This is a genomic window from Roseivirga pacifica (assembly GCF_900111145.1).
In the GTDB taxonomy this organism is placed as follows: domain Bacteria; phylum Bacteroidota; class Bacteroidia; order Cytophagales; family Cyclobacteriaceae; genus Roseivirga; species Roseivirga pacifica.
The window spans coordinates 911522-930172 of record NZ_FOIR01000002.1 but is presented as its reverse complement, the minus strand read 5'-3'; the positions used below and the strand labels follow the sequence as shown (position 1 = coordinate 930172).

The 18651-nt window shown below is 42.8% G+C and carries 15 protein-coding genes and 1 riboswitch; of the genes, 3 read left to right on the top strand and 12 right to left on the bottom strand.

The window, feature by feature from the left end:
• Positions 1-3 precede the first annotated feature (3 nt).
• From BMW98_RS12805 to BMW98_RS12775, 7 genes are all read right to left on the bottom strand, one after another.
• A complete protein-coding gene (locus BMW98_RS12805; RefSeq protein ID WP_090258973.1) occupies positions 4-291 on the bottom strand; it encodes a Trm112 family protein in 288 nt (95 codons plus the stop codon).
• Complete coding sequence (locus BMW98_RS12800) at positions 288-911, bottom strand: thiamine phosphate synthase (RefSeq protein ID WP_090258972.1); 624 nt, start codon at positions 909-911, stop codon at positions 288-290. Before BMW98_RS12800 ends, BMW98_RS12805 begins: the two co-directional genes overlap by 4 nt.
• Complete coding sequence (locus BMW98_RS12795; RefSeq protein ID WP_090259462.1) at positions 908-1960, bottom strand: AIR synthase family protein; 1053 nt, start codon at positions 1958-1960, stop codon at positions 908-910. Before BMW98_RS12795 ends, BMW98_RS12800 begins: the two co-directional genes overlap by 4 nt.
• 4 nt (positions 1961-1964) lie before the next feature.
• Entirely contained in the window at positions 1965-2690 is a 726-nt protein-coding gene (locus tag BMW98_RS12790; RefSeq protein WP_090258971.1) for a class I SAM-dependent methyltransferase, read from the bottom strand.
• A gap of 55 nt (positions 2691-2745) precedes the next feature.
• Positions 2746-2834: riboswitch (TPP riboswitch) on the bottom strand.
• A 137-nt stretch (positions 2835-2971) separates the two neighbouring features.
• Positions 2972-3391 carry a response regulator gene (locus BMW98_RS12785; protein WP_090258970.1) on the bottom strand — a complete coding sequence of 140 codons (420 nt, stop codon included), beginning with the start codon at positions 3389-3391 and terminating at the stop codon, positions 2972-2974.
• Complete coding sequence (locus tag BMW98_RS12780) at positions 3357-5345, bottom strand: sensor histidine kinase (protein WP_090258969.1); 1989 nt, start codon at positions 5343-5345, stop codon at positions 3357-3359. The genes BMW98_RS12785 and BMW98_RS12780 overlap by 35 nt, the downstream gene beginning before the upstream one ends.
• A gap of 372 nt (positions 5346-5717) precedes the next feature.
• Positions 5718-6281: a carbonic anhydrase gene (locus tag BMW98_RS12775; RefSeq protein ID WP_090258968.1), complete on the bottom strand. Its 564-nt coding sequence runs from the start codon at positions 6279-6281 to the stop codon at positions 5718-5720.
• Between the two features lie 157 nt (positions 6282-6438).
• Between BMW98_RS12775 and metG the strand changes: the two genes are divergently transcribed.
• The gene (gene metG, locus BMW98_RS12770; protein ID WP_090258967.1) at positions 6439-8499 is read left to right on the top strand and encodes a methionine--tRNA ligase; all 2061 of its coding nucleotides are present in this window, start codon (positions 6439-6441) and stop codon (positions 8497-8499) included.
• Between the two features lie 105 nt (positions 8500-8604).
• Here metG and BMW98_RS12765 read toward each other — a convergent pair whose 3' ends face one another.
• The 4 genes from BMW98_RS12765 to BMW98_RS12750 form a co-directional block, all read right to left on the bottom strand.
• Positions 8605-9288 (bottom strand): hypothetical protein, encoded by a 684-nt coding sequence (locus BMW98_RS12765; RefSeq protein WP_090258966.1) that lies wholly within the window; start codon positions 9286-9288, stop codon positions 8605-8607.
• Positions 9278-9919, bottom strand: coding sequence for a hypothetical protein (locus BMW98_RS12760; protein ID WP_090258965.1), 642 nt, complete (start codon positions 9917-9919; stop codon positions 9278-9280). Before BMW98_RS12760 ends, BMW98_RS12765 begins: the two co-directional genes overlap by 11 nt.
• On the bottom strand, positions 9916-10254 hold the full coding sequence (locus BMW98_RS12755) for a PadR family transcriptional regulator (RefSeq protein WP_090258964.1): 339 nt from the start codon (positions 10252-10254) through the stop codon (positions 9916-9918). Before BMW98_RS12755 ends, BMW98_RS12760 begins: the two co-directional genes overlap by 4 nt.
• Before the next feature lie 172 nt (positions 10255-10426).
• Entirely contained in the window at positions 10427-11968 is a 1542-nt protein-coding gene (locus tag BMW98_RS12750) for a hypothetical protein (RefSeq protein ID WP_090258963.1), read from the bottom strand.
• Positions 11969-12162: 194 nt separating this feature from the next.
• Here BMW98_RS12750 and gltB point away from each other — a divergent pair, with 194 nt between their 5' ends.
• Both gltB and BMW98_RS12740 read left to right on the top strand, forming a co-directional pair.
• Complete coding sequence (gene gltB, locus BMW98_RS12745; protein WP_090258962.1) at positions 12163-16629, top strand: glutamate synthase large subunit; 4467 nt, start codon at positions 12163-12165, stop codon at positions 16627-16629.
• A gap of 20 nt (positions 16630-16649) precedes the next feature.
• The gene (locus BMW98_RS12740) at positions 16650-18062 is read left to right on the top strand and encodes a glutamate synthase subunit beta (protein WP_245733587.1); all 1413 of its coding nucleotides are present in this window, start codon (positions 16650-16652) and stop codon (positions 18060-18062) included.
• 218 nt (positions 18063-18280) lie between these two features.
• Here BMW98_RS12740 and BMW98_RS12735 read toward each other — a convergent pair whose 3' ends face one another.
• Positions 18281-18571 (bottom strand): hypothetical protein, encoded by a 291-nt coding sequence (locus tag BMW98_RS12735; protein ID WP_090258960.1) that lies wholly within the window; start codon positions 18569-18571, stop codon positions 18281-18283.
• Between the last annotated feature and the right edge of the window lie 80 nt (positions 18572-18651).

Genomic DNA, 18651 nt, shown 5'->3' with positions numbered 1-18651 from the left:
AAACTACTCTAAGGACTTTTCTGTGTTAGGGATAAGTCGGAAATCTTCAGATACAGCGCCATTTAGTTGCTTGGCGTACTTCTCCAAAATAGGTTGCTCTAACTTGAACTCTCGGTACTCATCTGGGTTCATAATGGGGACACCGCGAACAATTGGGTAAACGCGGTTGCAGCTGCTACAAGTGAAAAAACCTTCTAGCACATTGCCATCAACTTCGGTGCTGGTAGTGGTTAAGTTTAGGTCGGCTTTATCAAAAGGGCAGCAGAGTTTGTTTATGGTTGCTGGTCTCATAATGTTCTTAATTTTTGTTGATAGTTTTTAATAGCTGCATTGGGATTTTCGGCACTCATAATGCCCGATACCACGGCTACGCCATCAAATTCTAGTTGTTGTAATTGGTTTAAGTTTTCGGGGCGAATACCTCCGGCCAAGAAGATGGGTCCGTTGAATATTGAACGTGCCTTTTGCACTGATTCAAAATCGACTAAATCACAGCTGTTTGCGGTAGGTGATGGAAACATCGAACAGAATGAAATGTAATCGAAGGCATTTTCTGCCGCCCACTTAATGGTAGCTAAGTTGTTGTTTGTTGTAAGGCCCAAAAGGGCTTTTTCACCTATTTGTTGAATGACTTTTTCGTCCGGAACTTCATCGAAATGAACTCCGTCTAAACCATAGTCATTCAGAAACTCCCATTGATTGTTAATAAGAACTGGTGTTTGGTGTTGCTGGCAAAGCTTGACTATAGCCGATATGATTTCTGCTATGTCACTACGCTTAAAGTTATCCCAAATCTGCACGGCCGAAAGCCCAGCTTTTAATGCAGATTCTAGCTTTTCTAAAAGTACGTTCAGTTCCATTGAAGGGTCAATCACCAGATATACTCCAGCTTTTATCGGTGACTTTTTCATTTCAGCCCTTGTTTAAATGCATTGAAAAATGCCGCCCAATAAGGATCTTCTTCAAAGTAGGGGAGGTCTACGGTTTTGTCTGCTTCTTGTAGTTTTATGCCTTCATCCGCACTTGTCATTCGTCCTACTTCGGCACAGGCAATCTGCTCTTTCGCCAATCGATTGATCACCGCTTGGCTAGCTTCTGGCTTACAAGTAATAATCATTGACCCGGCCCCAATGCAAAACCTTGGGTCCAGGTCAAACACTTTGCAAACCTTACTTTGAATCTCGTTTTTCGGGAGTTTTTCATTGTAAACAATTGCTCCGTTGCCAGATGCAATGGCCATTTCGTAAATGGCGCCCAGCACACCGCCTTCGGTTACATCGTGCATGGCGGTTACCTCTTTGGAATTGTGGCTACCAACTGCATGTATGGCGTCTTCTAACGATGAGGTTTGAAAGAAAGCTTCAGCCGCTTTTTGTTGTACTTCTTTTCCAGCCTTGTTGCTCACCGTTTCGGGAAAGCTCATGGCTAAAATGGCTGCTGAAGACATAGCACACTGCTTGGTCACCAGAATTGCATCACCCGGTTTCGCCATTTTCGATACCAAAATCAACTCTTTGGGCGCTATTGTGGTGAATGTGCCGCCACCTGCAATGGTAGAGTTTTGGCCTTCAATAAAACCAGTATGCCCACCAGTAATGGCTATGCCGATGTTAGCGCAGTATTGGTGAATATGTTCCCAATAAATTTTAAAGTCAGCCTTGGAAAACGAAGCCGGAAGATTGAGTACAAACTGGCCATACGTAGGCGCAAAACCCGTTGTGGCCATGTCGTTGGCCATTAGTTGTACAGAAAGCCATGCCGACTCTTGCAAACCCAAAGATGGAATTAAGGAAAGTGGGTCGCTAGTCATGGCCATGCCCCAGTTTCCGGGTAGGTCAACTACTGATACATCTACACCAAAGTCTGGTCCGGTACTAACTTCTTGTCGCGAAAACCCGCAGTTTTGGCTGATAAACTGTTTGAATAGATCGTGTTCTATTTTACCTAGTTTTTCACTCATGGTATTAGTCATTTAATTGAACATAAAGCCCAAAGAAATCGCCCACGGGTACATTCCATTGCTGCACCGGGAACCATTTTGGTAGACCCGTGCAAGTCCATTCTACAGTGTAGTCTCTTCCTTTTAACGCTTTATCAATAATGGCCATAAGCTTGGCAGGCGTGTAGAATGTGGCGGTTACATAAAAAGGATTTTTGCCAAACACTTGCTGCACTCTTCTGCGGGCTACTTTTGGTGAATTTCGGTTCATCATACCCATGGCAATGCCACAGCGTGCAACTCTAGCTGCTTCTCGAATTACCTGCACAGGATCCTTGTAGTACTCAAATGTGGTAATGAAGGCTAAGGCATCGAAAGTATTGTCCTTAAAGGGCATATGGTGTGAGTCGGCATTTACCAAATCACCATCGAATAGATGAATGGCTTGCGAGAGCATAAGTGGGGAAATGTCGCCACCGGTTGCTTCAATGCCAATTTCTTTCCACCAGCGGGTAAATCTCGTAGTGCCGCAGCCAAATTCGAGCAGGGTTTTTATGCGTGGGTCTTTGCTCACCAATTGCTCCATTACTTTCTTTTGCCAAACCTCTGCGCGTTTGTATCGGCCTTCGTACCAAAGCTCGTAGGTATCGGTATGCGCGCGATTAAAAAACCATTCCGGCCTCCCTTGCCAGTTGGCCTGTTTTTCTGGTATAAGTACAGTATTGAGCTTGTCTTGTTTTTCTACTTCCATAATGTCTCAGTTTGTACAAAAACACCTGAGATAATGCTCCGAGCGAAACAGCAGTAGAACTCTGGTTAAGCATCCCTACGTTGGCATTATCCAAATCAGGTTTCGGGTATTGTCTCAGCCTTAAAGGCACCCCGTGCTTTTGTGTGGGCTAATATAGCCAATGCCAAGTTTTAGGCAATAAAGAAGTTGAAACTTGGTAAGCCTTTTATATGGACCAATGTGTGCGTGTTTATTTTAGCGTTGCTCATATTAAATGAGTTCTTGGTCTTATAGGTTTACAATTATTCTAACACGTCAGGAAAGTGCTTTTTAATCAATTTCTTAAGTGTTTCTTCGGTAAGTGGTTTATTCACAAACTCTAGTATACCGTATTTTGCTTTGGCTTTAATTTTATCGTCTGGGTTTTGAGATGTGGAAAGCATTATGACCATTACATTCGCCTTTTGTTCTTTGCTAAGCTTCTCGTACTCATCAAGAAACTCCCAGCCGTTCATTCCTGGCATATTGATATCTAAAAATATGATGTTAGGAGTTGCTTGCTCCACGCTTTCATCCACACTTTTTATGTAATCGAGTGCGTCAAATGCATTTTCGAGTGCAAGAATAGCTTCAGCACAACCTACTTCTTCAATTATCATTTGATGATAATAATTGTCAGCGTCATTGTCATCCACCAGTAAAATACAATCTAGTTTCTTCATTGGTTTTTTGATTAAGGGAAAAGTGAAGCTTGGTACCTTCGTGTTCTGGTTTTGTAATCCAAATGTTTCCATCCAGTTGGTCTATAACCTTTTTGCAAAGCGCCAAGCCAAGCCCATGGCCTTGGTACTTTTTATCCGGATGAAGTCTTTGGAATATTTTAAATACTTTATTGATTGAATGCTCCGGAATTCCTATTCCATTGTCTTCAATTGTAAATTCAATTTTATCGCCAAGTTGCTTATAATCGATGTTGATAATAGGAGGGACGTTTTCTCTCGAAAACTTGAGCGCATTGGAAATAAGGTTTTGCCAAAGCACGCGCATGCTAAGCTCTGGCGCCATAATAGTGGGTAATTCAGCTACTTTAATTTGCGCTTTGGTCTCGCTAATTTTTTTGCTGAGATCTTCTACTATCGTATTTATAATTTCATTGTTATCTACAAGCGTATAGTCCTTGGCAGAGCCAGCGCGTGAGTAATCGAGCAGTGCTGCTATAAGTGTGCTCATTCGAGTGGCCGCATTGTTTATAAAGCCAAGGTATTTTGTACCTTCATCTGATAATTCTCCTGAAAGCCGCTTTTCAAAGAGGTTGGTGAAATTCACAAGTGTTCTTAACGGCTCTTGTAGGTCGTGAGAAGCAATGTATGCGAACTGCTCGATCTCTTCATTCTTATTCTTAAGGTCTTTGTTCTGTTTTTTTAGTCGTTCTTCTACAGCTTTTCTTTTGGTAATATCTTGCCTAATGGATAGGTGCTGGTAAATGTTGCCGTTTTCGTCTTTAAAGGGGATTATTACTGTTAAAACCCAATAATAATTACCGTCTTTTTTTCGGTTCTTAATATCGCCTTGCCAAACTTTTCCTTCATTTATTGTTTTCCAAAGCGTTTTAAAAAAGTGTTTTTCGTGATATCCGGAGTTCACAATTTTGTGTGTCTTGCCTACCAGTTCGTGCTTTTTGTATCCGGAAATTTCGCAGAACTTTTGATTTACATACTTTATGATTCCGCGTTGGTCAGTTATTGCCACGATTGAGCTCTCATTTAAGGCAAATTGAAACTGCTTTAACTGGCTATTGGTGAGGGCAATTTTTTCGTTCAGCAATATTTGCTGTCTATCGGCACGGTTATACTTTGAAGCAATGAATGTTACATAAATAAGTGTGATTAGGATAACACTCGATGTGTGTCCTGATATGGCAAAATCATCGGTAATAAGGGAGGCTTTGGAAAGCTGAAACCAAAGCAAGCTCAATAGGAAATGCGAAATGAAAATAAACGGAATCATTTGGCGCATTAAAGAGCTACCCAGGTTTTCGCCAAATATAAGTTTGGATATGTTGAGGTCTGGGCTGCTCGTTAATAGTACTATGTTGAGCACAAGAAATAGCAGCGCTGTGTGCACGGCCATAGTGCTCAGGAAAAACTCTTTGTTAGTTAATGGTATACCTAAAAGGTGAGTGGTTAGGTCTAAAATGGTGATAAACAATACTGTTGAGATCAGTATGTCTTGCAGGTAAATCCCTTTGGATAACTTGGTGTTTCTGAATAATAGACAAAGATTGGTGGCAATAAATGAAAGTGCCGATGCTGGCGACATTCTACCAGGGTTCTTATCACTGTAAGAATCGTAAACAAATAGGTTATCTATGAAAAAGTCTAAGTGTCGAAAGATGTCTTGCACTACACTAAGCAGTGCAAAAAGGACTACTGCAGAGGCTAAGAGTTTAGCAATGAGGGGCTTGTCTTTGATTTTAGCGAATATGGAAGTGGCTGTTAGAAAGAATAGCAGGGCTGTATTGAACTTCATGGTAGAGCCGTTCGGAATAAGGCTCAGCATAGGTTCAATGTCTAGAAACCAGCCAATCATTACCAGCACGCTGATAACGACTACTGCCACTAGGGCCACCTTTTCATAAGGCGCAACATTCACTGTTGTGGTCTTGCCAATTTTCATACTGCAATCGAATACCGTAAAATTACCCCTCTTCTTTTTCTCCCTCCCGAAGGATCAGTATTGGATTATGCTAATACTTCCGTACCAGCGCAAACGGAAGTAAAGTATAGTGCCAACTGCTTTGGTTTCGCCCATCTGGTAAAAATGGGCTAATCATGTTTTAAGGTGTTTTTGTTTTTCTACCTTAAAAACTGATGTACTTTAAATTGCATAATATTTTATGTAAATAAAAGGGGATTGGTTAAAAAGTGTGGCTTATTTGATATAAGGGCTAATTGCTTGTGTTTGGCAGGATTGGGCGTTCCCAAAATTGTAATAAAAAAAGCCCAAGTTTTTAGCTCGGGCTTCAGTCATATGTTTATTCGGTTTCCTTTATAAGAAGTCTACTTCTCCAGTACTCAGTTTGTAGTAGCCAGAAACTACCTCAAGCCCTTCGGCTGTAGCAAGTATTGGCTCTGAAGCTGCGAGTGCTTCACCTACCATTTTGGCATTTTCCTTTACTGCATTAGTTAATAGGTCGCCTTCCTGCGTTTTGGCTTTAGCTACGGCTGGCTGAATTTTAGAGGTAATAGAACCAATGTGAGCTCCTGGATCTTCACCACTTAAGCTAGCACCTACAGCGCCACAACTTTCGTGGCCAAGTACTACAATAAGCTTAGTATTAAGGTGTGCTACGGCATATTCGATACTTCCAATTGCGTGGTCGTCAATTACGTTGCCGGCAACGCGAATCACGAACAATTCACCAAGTCCGCGATCGAACAAAAGTTCAGGTGCTACGCGAGAGTCTGCACAGCTCAAAACAATGGCAAATGGGCTTTGGCCATTGGTTAAGTCATTTCTTCTAGCAACGCTAGTATTTGGGTGTTCTGGTGTTCCGGCAACGTAGCGCGCGTTACCTTCTTTCAATAGCTCTAGTGCTTCTTTAGCTGTCATAGTTAAGATTTTTTGTTTGAATAATTTGTCTCTCCCTCTGCAAAGTACGACAAGATGATGATTTGGTTCGAAGATTCACAATTGAAATAGACCAACGGAGACTCAAATTCTCTACCTGATGCTTTAAGTCTACAATCTAACGGCTAAATTTGCAGCCATGACTAAGACAGATTTTAAAAGACATACTGTTACGGCAGCTTTACCTTATGCCAACGGTCCGGTACACATCGGGCATTTGGCAGGTGTATATGTGCCGGCCGATATTTATGTGCGCTACCTGCGCTCGAAAGGAGAGGATGTAGCATTTATTTGTGGTTCCGATGAGCACGGAATGGCCATTACCATGCGTGCTCGCAAAGAGGGTATTCAACCACAAGATATTGTCGATAAATATCACGGTATGATCAAAGAAAGTTTTGGTCAGTTGGGCATTTCATTCGATATCTACTCAAGAACATCGAATGAAATTCATCATGAAACCGCTCAAGAGTTTTTCAAAACGCTGTACAACGATGGTAAGTTTGAAGAGCGCACCAGCGAGCAGTATTATGACGAAGAAGCGAAGCAGTTTTTGGCCGATAGGTACATTACCGGAACTTGCCCAAAATGTAGCCACCCTGCAGCGTATGGCGACCAGTGCGAAAACTGTGGTACTTCATTAAACGCCACGGATCTCATTAACCCTAAGTCGACTTTGAGTGGAAATGCCCCAGTGTTGAAGGAAACCAAGCATTGGTATTTGCCACTTCAGGATTATGAAAAGTGGTTGAACCAATGGATTGTTGAAGGTCATAAAAACGATTGGAAGTCTAATGTTTGGGGACAGTGCAAGTCGTGGATAGATGGTGGCTTGCAGCCACGTGCCATGACCAGAGACCTTGACTGGGGAATAAAAGTGCCAGTAAAAGGTGCCGATGGTAAGGTGCTTTATGTTTGGTTCGATGCACCAATTGGTTACATTTCTGCAACCCGCGAATGGGCTGTCGAAAAGGGCATTGATTGGACGCCATATTGGAAAGATAAAGACACTAAGCTGGTTCATTTTATTGGTAAGGATAACATTGTTTTCCACTGTATTATATTCCCGGCTATTCTAAAAGCACATGGCGATTACATCTTGCCAGATAATGTGCCGGCCAATGAGTTTTTGAACCTAGAGAACGATAAGATTTCTACCTCTCGAAACTGGGCCGTATGGTTACACGAGTACTTGGAAGAGTTGCCAGGTAAGCAAGATGTTTTGCGTTACACACTTTGTGCAAATGCGCCTGAAACTAAGGACAATGACTTTACCTGGAAGGATTTTCAGGCCAGAAATAACAGTGAGTTGGTGGCCATTCTTGGCAACTTTGTAAACCGCGCTGTAGTGCTCACACACAAGTACTTTGAAGGTAAAGTGCCTGAAAGAGGGGAGTTGTTCGATAATGATAAAGAGGTGCTAGATGCGCTCGGTCAGGTGCCAAATAAGGTAGGTGCTGCTATTGAGCGTTATCGCTTTAGAGAGGCGCTGGCCGAAATGATGGAGCTTGCAAGAATGGGCAATAAATACTTAGCCGATACCGAACCTTGGAAGCTGATAAAATCTGATGAGGAGCGCGTAAAGACAATTCTAAATATTGCGCTTCAGTTGGTAGCGAACCTGAGTATTGTTGCCGAGCCATTTATTCCTTTCAGCAGCGAGAAGTTGAGAAACTTCTTAAATATTGAGAGGTATGATTGGTCTAAGGCTGGTAATGATGAGTTGTTGGCAGCGGGACATCAATTAGAAAAGGCACAGTTACTTTTTGAAAAAATAGAAGACGCCACCATTCAGGCGCAAGTAGATAAATTGGAAGCAACTAAGAAGCAAAACGAAATGGAGAATAAGGAGATTGAAGTAAGCCCGATGAAAGAAGAAATTGTGTTTGACGATTTTATGAAAATGGACTTCAGAATCGGGACAATTTTAGAGGCCAAGAAGGTAGAGAAGTCGAATAAGCTGCTTCAGTTTTTGGTAGATACTGGTGTTGACAAACGCACTATTTTGAGTGGTATTGCTAAGCACTACAACCCAGACGAATTGATTGGTCAGCAGGTAATGATTGTTGCGAATTTGGCTCCACGCAAAATGATGGGAGTAGAGTCTCATGGTATGATTCTGATGGCTGAAGATGCCGAAGGAAACCTTAGACTAATGCAGCCGAACGCTAAGGTAAATCCAGGGTCTACAGTAAGTTAAGCTATTTAGGGTTCAGGGCTGATAATAGGTGTCTGGACTTTGATTTAATAAAAACCCAAGGCTTATTCATAATTGTTGAATGAGTCTTGGGTGTTTTTTTAGCGGCTAATCAATAAACCTCAGGTACTGCTCGTAAGTGCGGTGGTAGCATGCTTTGGCAGCATCTACATATACTAGTGCGGATAGCACGGTAATAGCGAAAAATATTGGGAATAAATGGGTAATGCTATCAGGGGTAGTTTCTTGTAAATAATTCAGGGCGATTCCTGATGACTGTGCAAAAAGTGTAAAAGTAAAAGCACAGTATGCTCCCAAATGTCCTATGGTAATTGATTTCTTGTGCCATTTTTTACTAATCGGGTAGATACACACTAGGCTATATATACATGCTATAATTCCAACCAAGTACATGGTCAGTTGATAATTCTCCGTAATACCAATTTGATGAATTAGGCTGTTGAAACTGTAACCAACCAAAATCAATGCGGAAATAATTAACAATTTCCAGCTAGTAAAGTAGTTGTAAATTGCATTGATAACTTCTTTGCGAAGCTGTTTAATGACTTGTCCAATTATGACCTCCTCAAAACCAGCAAACCCAAACACACCAAAACTGGCATGTACCTCTTGAATAGCCTTTTCGAGTGATTTCTTGGGATTTTCTTCCAACTTCTTTTCCACCGCTGAGGCCACATGATCCAATATCTCAGTCTCTACTTCAATATGCTTAAAGCCCCGTGAGTGGATAAAAGCTTTTATCTGGTCGATTTGGTCTTTGCTAAGCGACACGTGCTTTGAGTTTTAGCATGGTTTTATTCATTAAAAGGAAACCGGCAATCACGAAACATATGAATATGGTTATATAGATGATCAAGGCTTTAGGATGTACGATCAACCAATCCAATGCCAACAAATTGATGATGGATGAAGCTAGAAATGCGCTTGTATAGATGGTATTCAATCGGCTGATGAAATATGCATTTTTGAGTGGTCTTAAGGCTCTATTGCTAACGGTCGGAATAGCGAAACTCAACATCAATGCAAGAATCATTGCAGGCTGAAAGACCTTCATGGCTTCCTCTAAGTCAACACTAAAGCGAATGACAGCATATGAGATAGCTGTAGCTGCTAGGGTGAATATCACTTTTTTAGTTGAAACGAATGCTTTTAGTTCTGAAGCTAAATCCTTGAAGGTTTGAATATGCTCCACTTTTAGTTTTTGGCGCTGTAGCTCGTTGGGGTTAACTTCAGTTAATACTTTGCCTAAGGCGTCAATAAACTTGATTTCGTTGGTTTCCATTTCAACTTCTACGGCACAGATGAGATGGTCTAAAAGCTCATCTTTAATGTCATCGTACCAAATGTTCTGTCGGTCGATGTATTCCTTAATATGTTCTATTTGATAGTGGGTTAGTTTCATCCCAGTCCAAGTTTAGGGTTCAACACTTTTTGTAGGCTAATGATAAACTCTTCAAGCTCGGTTACTTTGCTGCGGGCTGCAGCATTTCCTTCTTTGGTTAGGCTGTAGTATTTGCGCACACGGCCATCTACCGGTTGGGTTTCGGTGGTTAAAAGCCCTTCGGCTTCCAGTTTGTGGAGGGTGGGGTAGAGCGCCCCTTCGGTAATTTTAAACTCACCAGCTGTAAGTTCTTTTACCTTTTGGGTAATCTCGTAACCATACATGCGGTCGTTTTCTTCTAACAGTCGCAGTACTATGGTGGCAAGGCTCCCTTTTAACAGTTTACTTGAAGACATATACAAGTATACCTAATTTTCTTATACATAAGAAACTTAAGTATGTAGATTTTTGCATCTACAGAAAATATGTCGCTAGCTCCAGTGGGTTCATTAACACCCTATCAGCTGTTTATCACAACTGATAGGATGGTTTTTTATACGTTTAAGTGTTCAGCTGAAAGCAAAATCATTAGTGGTGGGCTGCTGCTTTTTCCTTTACAACTTCAATAAAACGCTTGCGCTGTATTTTTGCCTCTAACCAAGAAAGCAGATCGAAATAGAGCTGTAACTTTTTGGTATATGTGCCCTTTTGCAGTGCCTCCAATTGATTTTTAAGGTCGATAAAGCCCTTGCGTAGGTCTTGCGGGTAAATAGTGCCCAGCTTGCCCAAAAACTCTAAAAATGCCTCTTGAAAGCTCCCGAGGTTTTCCTGATGCTCTATGAAAACGTAGGTCGACTTTATTTTACGTTCCAAATGCTCCTCGTCACCTGAATCGTAATCTATCAGGATATTGATAATGCGCGCAAACCCTTTCAAATCGGAGCGCAGTTTACCTTTGTCATCAATTACTCTATTCAGGTAGTAACGCGATTTTTCATAGTCTTCAATCGCAAAGTAGAAAACGCCTGCTTTGTAATAAATCACCATTAGGTTATGCAGGTCAATCAGGTGTTTAGAAGACTTGATATCTGCCAAAAGGCTTTCTATTGATGCTTGCTGTTTTTCGAAATCGGCTAATAGGAATACCCTGTTGAAAGATTGTATGGTTTTGTACTTGGTAAGGAGTACCTCGGTGTTGCTGGCTAAGGTTGGACCTTCTTCCGCCTCAAACTTATTCAAAAGCTCGAAGTGCTGCTTAAATGCTGCTATATCGTCAACCCTAAAGGCCGACTGTAATAAACGGTTGAGTCCTTTTAGGTAGCCAGCCCTTCGTTTTTTGTCCAGTCCGGTCTCTTGGAAAATCTCTACCCATTTATGTGCGTAAGTCACGCAGCCTTCAAAGTCGTAGGTAAGGTAAGCAAACCAATAGCAAGCGCGATAGAGGTAGAATTTTTCGTTGAAAGCCAACTCTTCTTCCTTATACTCTGGCAGGTTTCTGTAGAATAAGGCTTTCAGGTTATTCATTTCGCCATCATTCTTAACCATGCCTTTTTCTACAAAACGGGCTTTCATGCGTGTTGCCAGTGTAAAGAATTTCTGCACACGGTTAAAGCGTGTCATGGCCTGATCGGTTTCCTTATCCAGTGCCTCTGCATAAGACTCTTCAAGATCGAAAACCTGTTGAGAACGAATCTGCTTTTCGTAATCTAACAGTGCCAACTGAAAAAGGTCTTTGCGATAATCACCCGTTACCTTCTTAGCACGATTAAGTAGCCTTAAACTCTGTGTATATAGTCCTTTTTTATAAAGTACACGAATGTAATCGAGCTGTTCGCGTAGCTCTATATCAATATCATCTTTTAGGTTCGAAAGCCTTAGACTGGCCAAAACCTGTCCGTATAAGTGCGATTTTAAGTTGGCGAACTGCGTTTTACTGACACCCGGTAGTTTTTTCATTATGGCAGCTTCATCGTACTGCTCACGCTTTTCCATGGCATCAAAAAGCTTAATGAATTTCGACTCATTGGTAGCGCCTGATCGCTTGGCAAAAAGCTTGAAACTTCGCTTCTCAGATTTAGTGAGCGAATGGATTAGTTCAAAAAGTAAGTGGTCGTTTGGTGTTTTAGACATGTAATTAATTGAGTCTATAACTAATTGAAAATTAAATTATTAAGTGTGTTTGGTACGCGTTGATGTTCATATAACTCTAGCGAACTCATTTCAATGCGTTCTTCAAAGAAGCTAAATTCCATATTGAAAGAAGCATAAGAGCGAACAGAATCGCGGTAATCGATTGCTTTATCTAAAATAACCCAAATAATATTATGGTGAAAGGACTCTACAGAGAGGAATATGAGAAGGACGCTTGTGGCATTGGCTTTATCGCCCAGCTAGAGAATAAACCATCGCATGGTGTTGTGGCCGATGCACTGAAGATGTTGCATCGCATGGAGCACCGTGGTGGTGTGGCTGCCGATGACAAAACAGGCGATGGTGCCGGAATTTTAGTCGGTATTCCACACGATTTTTTCGAGGCCGAAGCACTGATGAAGGGCATAAGCATGCCGGCCAAAGGTACTTATGGTGTAGCGATGACTTTCTTGCCCAAAACTGATGGCCTTCCCTTATTCGAAAAGTGTATCGAAGAATCACTAGAAGAACTCGACCTTATCTGTTTTTGGGAAAGAAAGGTAAGCACCAACAGTCAAGAGCTGGGGGATTTTGCGCAGTCAAACGAACCTTTAGTAAGGCAGTATTTTATTCAAGGTAAAGAAGCTAGCCTTGATGGAATAGCTTTGAACAGAAGACTGTATTTGTTCCGCAAGCTGGCCGAATTTAAAGCCCGTGGCCTTGAGCGGGCCAAAGAGTTTTACATGTCCTCATCTTCAGCGCATACCTTAATATACAAGGGAGAACTTCGTACTTGGCAAATAGATGAGTACTACGAAGACTTGCGCCAAACGTCCTTCGAATCGTCTTTCGCAATTATTCACTCGCGCTTTTCAACCAACACTTTGCCAGAGTGGAGGTTGGCGCAGCCTTTCCGCTACGTTGCACACAATGGCGAAATCAACACCATTAAAGGAAATATCAACAAAATGCTTTCGCGCGAAGCGTTGTTCAATAGCACAGACTTTACCAAAGAAGAAATTGAGGTGTTGCTACCGATTTGCGACCCTGCTTATTCCGATTCAGCCAATTTGGATATGGCCGTAGAGCTGTTGCTAATGGGTGGAAGAGAATTAGAAAGAGTAATGGCTATGTTGGTGCCACCGGCCTGGAGAGAGAATACCGAATTGAGCGATGAGTTAAGAGCTTTTTACGAATATCACGCTACTTTTTTAGAGCCATGGGATGGCCCTGCTGCACTTTGCTTTACTGATGGAAACAAAATTGGAGCATGTATTGACCGTAATGGTTTGCGCCCAACTCGTTTTACCCTTACGAGCGATAATCGCCTGATTTTCGCTTCGGAAACAGGTATAGTTGATGTAGAACCAGCTCAGGTGATGTGCAGAGGTAAGCTAAAGCCGGGGCAAATGCTTTTGGTAGATCTTACCGAAAATACCTTTGAGGAAGACGAGGGGATTAAGGCCAGAATTGCGGCCGAGTATCCATATGCAGAATGGAATAAAAACTTGATTGTAACAGGTGATGAAATATTCACGCAGCAAGAAAGTGTTGATACAAGAACGAAAGAGGAGCTGTTGCCAGAGCAAATTGCATTTGGATATTCCAAAGAAGATTTGAAGTTCATTCTTTCACCAATGGGTGATAAGGGCACGGAACCGGTTGGTTCCATGGGTAACGATGCACCACTAGCAGTGTTTGCCAAGCGAAACGCACATATTTCGAACTATTGTCGCCAGCTGTTTGCGCAGGTTTCTAATCCGGCCATCGACCCGATTCGTGAAAAGGCGGTAATGTCTCTAGCGGTTTATTTGGGGCAATCGAATAACCTGTTGGAGGATGATGACCCAACTTCTCGAAAGATTGTATTGGAACAGCCAGTACTTTTGCCGCATCAAGTGAGAAGATTGGCAAACTACCTGAGCATTAACTTTGAAGGTGGAAAGATCACTACAACATATAATCCTGAAGAGAAGACTTTAGCACAAGCGATTGATGATTTTTGCCTCGAAGCAGAGCAGAAGGTGAAGGCAGGAGTGAACCTGTTGGTACTATCAAATCAGCCTGTTAATGGCCAGCTTTCAATTCCGTCTCTGCTCATGACAGGTGCTGTACACCATCACTTAATAGCCAAAGGTATTCGCGCCAGAACAAGCCTTATTGTAGAGGCTGGGGATGTGGTGGAAACCCATCATTTTGCTACGCTTATTGGTTACGGTGCTTCGGCTGTTTGTCCTTATTTGGCTTTCGAAACGCTGGGGAGTCTGTTCAGTGCCGAAGAGAACGATAGCATTAATGAGCAGTATATTAAAGCCATCAATTACGGACTTAGAAAGATCTTGAGTAAGATGGGAATCTCTACGCTGCAGTCGTATGAGAGTGCCCAAATCTTCGAAATATTGGGGCTAGCGGATGAAGTAGTGAACAAATGCTTTAAAGGTACACCAAGCCGAATAGGTGGTAAGACTTTTGCGCAGCTAGAAGCCGAATTAAAAGAAAATCAACGCTTGGCTGATTCTGACTATTTAGAGAAAACACTCGCAGATGGTGGAATCTATCAATGGAGAAGAGAAGGGGAAAAACACCTTTTCAACCCTAAAACCATCCATTTGCTTCAGAAGTCAACCCGATTGAATGACTTTGAGTTGTTCAAACAGTATTCGGAAGAAATAGATAATCAGGAGCATAAAAATGTAACGCTTCGGAGCCTATTCAATATTAAGAAAGGGCAGTCTATTCCTGTTGCAGAAGTGGAGCCAGCCAGCGAGATCATGAAGCGTTTTGCTACCGGTGCCATGTCTTTCGGTTCTATTTCGGAAGAGGCGCACACCACTATTGCCAAGGCCATGAATATTATTGGTGGTAAGTCCAACTCTGGTGAAGGCGGGGAAGATGCCGAGCGATTTACCATTGATAAAGACGGTATGTTGGCGCGTTCAGCCATTAAGCAAGTAGCTTCGGGGCGCTTTGGTGTTACCGCGCACTACTTGGTAAATGCCGATGAATTGCAGATTAAAGTAGCACAAGGCGCCAAGCCAGGCGAGGGTGGCCAACTGCCAGGCTTAAAAGTAGATGAAAATATTGCGAGAATCAGGCATTCTACCCCGGGTGTAACTTTGATTTCACCACCGCCACATCACGATATTTATTCGATTGAAGATTTAGCACAATTAATCTTTGACCTTAAAAATGTAAACACCAAAGCGGAAGTAAATGTAAAGTTGGTTGCAGAGGCTGGTGTTGGAACCATCGCGGCTGGTGTGGCTAAAGCCAACGCAGATAACATTCTAATTTCTGGCCATGATGGTGGTACAGGAGCATCACCGCTAAGCTCTATTCAGCATGCAGGAATTCCATGGGAAATCGGTTTGGCCGAAGCGCATCAGACTTTGATGCGAAACGGTCTTCGTAACCGCATTAAACTCCAAACGGACGGGCAAATCAAAACGGCTCGCGACATCGCCATTGCTGCCATGTTAGGGGCAGAAGAATGGGGTGTAGCCACGGCTGTTTTGGTGGTTGAAGGCTGCGTAATGATGCGCAAGTGCCATTTAAATACTTGCCCAGTTGGGGTGGCCACACAAAACCCTGAATTGAGAAAGCTATTCACCGGTAAGGTGGAGCACATTGTGAACTTCTTCACTTTTATGGCTGAAGAATTACGCGAAATAATGGCCGAGCTTGGCATAAGAACGGTGAACGAACTGGTTGGTCGTGCCGATTTGCTTGAGTTCGATAGACAGCGTGCAGACGAGAGAGCAGGTACCATAGACCTGACACCATTGTTAGAGAATCCTTGGGCAACCACTGGCGAACCGCAGCATAAAACAAAGCTACAACCAAACCGATTGGTTGATGTGCTCGATCATAAGTTATTAGAACTATCGCAGCCTACTTTTGAGCATGGCGAGTATGTTCGCTTCCAACAGTCAATTCACAACGAAAACAGGACCACAGGCGCCATGCTTTCTGGTGAGTTTGCCCGAAAGTTCGGGGCAGACGGTTTGCCAGATGGTGCCATTACGGTAGACTTTAAGGGAACAGCCGGCCAGAGTTTTGGGGCATTCTTAAGCCACGGCATCACCTTCAACCTACAAGGCGAGGCGAATGATTATGTGGGCAAGGGACTCTCCGGTGGTAAGTTGGTAATTTATCCTTCACCTGAAAGTGGCTGCAAAGCAGCTGACAATATCCTAATTGGAAACGTGGCACTTTACGGAGCAACCAGAGGCCGACTATATGTAAATGGTCAAGCAGGTGAACGTTTTGCAGTGCGAAATTCCGGAGCCAAGGCTGTGGTAGAAGGTGTCGGTGATCACGGTTGCGAGTACATGACTGGCGGCCGAGTGATTATTTTGGGCGAAACAGGTAAAAACTTTGCAGCCGGAATGAGTGGCGGAATCGCCTATGTGTTTGAGGATGATTTCGACTTTAAGTCGAGATGTAATACGGAACTGGTAGAGTTGGAATATCCCGAGGAGGACGATTTCAACTTCATTTATCAAATGCTCGAAAAGCACCACAGATACACCAATAGTGTGCGTGCAATTGAGCTGCTCAGCCAGTGGGATTTGGTACGAGGAAAATTTGTGAAAGTGATTCCTCGTGAATACAAAAAAGTAATGATGCAGAAGAGAAACTTTGAAAACGTAGTGGCATAATGGGAGATATAAAAGGATTTTTGAAACACGGAAGAGCGAAGAAAGCGTACGAATCTCCACAGGAGCGCGTGCATCATTTTGAAGAATTCTCAAAGCCTTGGGCGCAAGAGGAGTATAAAGAACAGGCGGCTCGCTGTATGGACTGTGGTATTCCGTTCTGTCACGAAGGTTGCCCACTAGGGAATAAAATACCTGATTTTAACGATGCCGTTTATCGTGGTGAATGGAAAGAAGCGTGGTCGGTGCTTAAGCAAACCAATAATTTTCCAGAGTTTACTGGTAGAATTTGTCCTGCGCCATGCGAGGCAAGCTGCGTACTTGGCTTGAATAACCAAGCCGTGAATATTGAGCATATAGAAAAGCAGATTGCCGAAACGGCCTTTTTGGAAGGTTGGGAAACGCCAACCGCAACAACGAAGCAGCGACCGGAAAAAGTAGCTGTAATTGGTTCGGGGCCAGCAGGTTTAGCTACGGCTGAAGAGCTGCACAAGCAAGGCTTCCAGGTAACTGTTTTTGAAAGAGATCAAGAAGCGGGTGGTTTGCTGCGCTACGGAATTCCTGATTTTAAGCTTGACAAACAAGTGGTGCAAAGAAGGGTAGACCTGATGAAAGCTGGTGGAATTGAATTCCGCACAGGTATAGAAATTGGGAAGGATATTGAAGCTACAGCATTAAAAGCACAATTCGATGTGGTGGTGCTTTGTACGGGCTCTACAGTGCCGCGCGATTTGGATATTGAAGGAAGAGATTTGGCTGGCGTTCATTTTGCCATGGACTTTTTAAAGCACCAGAATCAGCTGATTGCTGGTGAGGTAACTGAGCATTTGCCAAAATACAATGCAGTGGGTAAGCAGGTGCTTGTAATTGGTGGAGGAGATACTGGTGCTGATTGTGTGGGAACATCTAACAGACAAGGAGCCGTTAAGGTAACACAGATAGAACTTTTGGATAAGCCACCACATGCAAGGTTGGAGACAAATCCGTGGCCAGAATGGCCAATGACACTGACCACTTCAACTTCTCACGAAGAAGGTGTAGATCGTGATTGGGCGGTACTAACCAAGCGTTTTGTTGGTGAAAAAGGAAAGCTGACTGGAGTAGAAACGGTAAAGATCAAATGGACGGATAAGGCCAAGTTTCAGTTTGAAGAAATAGTTGGTACAGAAGAGGTAGTTCCTTGTGAATTGGCGCTGTTGGCCATTGGTTTTATACACCATGAAAAGAGTCTTTCTGCTCAGTTTGGATTGGAATTGGATCCACGAGGAAATGTGAAAACCACAGGGTTTAAAGCAAGCCGAACTAATCAGAATGATAAGCCAGTTTTTGCTGCAGGCGACTGCCGCAGAGGCCAAAGCTTAGTAGTATGGGCCATTGCTGAGGGAAGGAGGGTCGCCCAAGCCGTGGGAAAGCAGTTTGAGCTTGAGAAGGTTTAACACATAAACGTCTTTCTGAGGGAGAATTTCTCCGGAGAGAAACAGTCGACTGAAAGAATCTGTCTATTGTATGTAGTGCGCTTAATGTGCAGATTCTTTCGTGCCGAATGCTCGGGACTCAGAATGACGAGGTAGGTCATACTTATCTAGTTCAAGTACCTCATCCTGGTTGATGGAAGTCACACTTGCACTTTTTCATTCGCTAAACCACTTCCAGTTTAATTCGGGCTAGCGTTTAATAGCTCAGGGTAGTAGCCTTCGGCAATAGCACCTACTGCTAAGTTTACCCAAATAAACAGTACCGCTACAATTAGCTTGAATATCCAATGGATTTTAAACCCAACTTTCTTTTCTACCGCGTTGGTCACGGGTGAGAAATAGAGCAAGGAGACTAAGAGTAAAAATGCGCCAAATCCGGCATCGTTTCCACGAGCAATGTTCATTATGCCCACTGTAATGATTAATAGCCCAAACAAGGCGCTGATGATACTAGAAGTTTTTGCTTTCATGTTAAACTATTTAAAAGTACTTTGAAATACAAAGTAAATAAAATTATTGATTTCGAAGTGTATCGGCTCAAACTTTTCAA